Annotated in this window: 1 protein-coding gene; it reads right to left on the bottom strand. The window is 62.0% G+C overall.

What is annotated here, in order from left to right; translation table 11 throughout:
* Nucleotides 1–1,812 (bottom strand): hypothetical protein (locus IEZ09_RS45805; RefSeq protein WP_189260131.1); only part of this gene is annotated, 1,812 nt, incomplete at its 3' end.
* Nucleotides 1,813–2,189 lie beyond the last annotated feature (377 nt).

Here is a 2,189-nt window from a genome sequence, read left to right on the forward strand (position 1 = left end):
ACCAATGCTCGTACCGTGCAAACCATTGGCCCAGCCAATCAACAGGCCGTGCAGATACGAGGACACAGGATCGGACTTTTTGCGTGGAAGCGAGATCGGGTGACCCTCGTTCTGCAGAACGATCAGATTACCCCGCTGAGTACCCGGCCCGTTTCCATCAGGCCGCCACCCGACAATCCGATCCACCACCTCACCCGGCAACACCTGCCCCACCGACAGATGCGCCCGCCACCACTTCTCCACCCACGCCCCCTCCACCACACCACCGAACACCCCGACAACCTGATCCAAGGTGTAACGCGGCCTCCCCGCCTCAACCTCGGACAGCATGCCCACAGCCAACCCGCGCATCGCCTCCGTCGAAGGATGCAACACAAACCCAGGCGACACACTGGAAACCAACGAAACGCCACGACCGCGTCCGCGCAGCAACAGCACAAACTCCGGAAGAGTACTCCGCCCTTTCGTTCCGGGACGGAACTTGATAATCGCACCCCGCACCTCCGGCGGCAACAACACCGCCGACATCCGCACCCGCCAATCCTGCACAAGGCCGGACATTGAGACTGCACTGATCTGAACACCGCTGACTTCGCGAATCTCTGACAGCGTGTAAGGATTTCCAGTGACCGGGTCGTCAAGACAGCTCATTTTCCAGGACCATTCACTGAGCAGCCCGCGTGAAAGCCCGGACACGAACCTGCCGTCCGACGCGCGATCCAATGAGACCGCACCTTCCAGCACCCTTCCGATCCGGCTGATGACATCCGTGAACCTGTCACCCCCACCCGGATCGGGACGCCACCCCGTCAGCTCCAGCCGCACCTCATCCGGCAACGACACATCCCCGGAGGACTGCGGACCCTGCCACCGCCTTCGCACAGCCATTACCGTGAGGAGCCTGCCGGAAAACATGGCGACAATCTCTGCGGTGTAAACGCCGTCCACTCTGCCCGCACCGAGCGTGCTCGCCACCTCGTCGACAACCGCATCATGCATGCCATCGACCCATCGACCGACCAGCACAGCCAGATCACCCGACCGGAACTCGCCGGGTGTGCGCGGGAATCGGATGGAGCGACCCCGGTTCTGCAGAACGATCACCAAGTCCCGCAGAGTGCGCAACCCGTCCCGACCCGGCCGCCACGCGACGAACGCCGCTTCCTCCTCCGCCGTCAACCGGCCCGAGCGCAGCGGACCCCCCGTCCACGCCTCCACCAGCGACACGTCAGCCACACCACCGAACACCTCCACAATCCGCACAGGGGCATACCCCTCGCCACGCAGACGCACAGCCAACTCCCGAATCGCCTCGGTCGACGGCTGATAGACAAAGCGCTCCGACACCCAGGTCTCCAGCGAAACGTCATAACCCTGATCCCGCAAGAACCTCAGATGCGCCAGCAGATCATGCCGCCCACCCCCGCCAGGACGCCAGTCGACAATCAAATTCCGCTGCTCCGGCGGCAACACCAAAAACGACACCCTCGCCACATGATCACGCACAGCCCGAATCAACGTAGATTTATCTATCTTGAGACCACTGAATTCAACTATCTCCTTTGGAGTGTAGAATTTTCCGGTCACCGGATCTAGAGTGAGGACCATTTTGGTGGCCCATTCACCGAACAGATCGCTGGCCAGCCCGTACACGAAACCGCCCTGGGCTAAGCGCGCCAGCGAAATCTCGTAACCCTTCTTACTGACATCGTCCACAGCCTCCGCGAACGTACTAAACCCACGCGGATTGAACTCACCCACACCAGGACGCCATCCCACAAGCTTCTTCCGCACTTCCAGCGGCAACCGCACGTCCCCTGAAGACACCACCCCGCCCTCACCCGCGGAACCACCACCCTGGACAACCGCGTCACCGACCAACCCTCTTGACTCCCCACCCGAACCCCCGACACCACCAGCACCGGACAAAACCTCACCCCTGGACTCCCCCTCCCCCTGCCCCACACCAGGCGACAACGGAGGCGGAGCAACAAAACCAAAGACAGACAACGAAGCCGGATCTAACGTCAACGACGGATCCACCCCACCCTGCTCCCCACCACCCAGCTCCCCACCATCCAACTGCCCACCATCCAACTGCCCACCATCCAACTGCCCACCATCCAACTGCCCACCATCCAACTGCCCACCATCCAACTGCCCACCATCCAATTCCCAGCCGTCAGGCC

Source organism: Lentzea flava (genome assembly GCF_014648475.1).
Taxonomy (GTDB): Bacteria; Actinomycetota; Actinomycetes; order Mycobacteriales; family Pseudonocardiaceae; genus Lentzea; species Lentzea flava.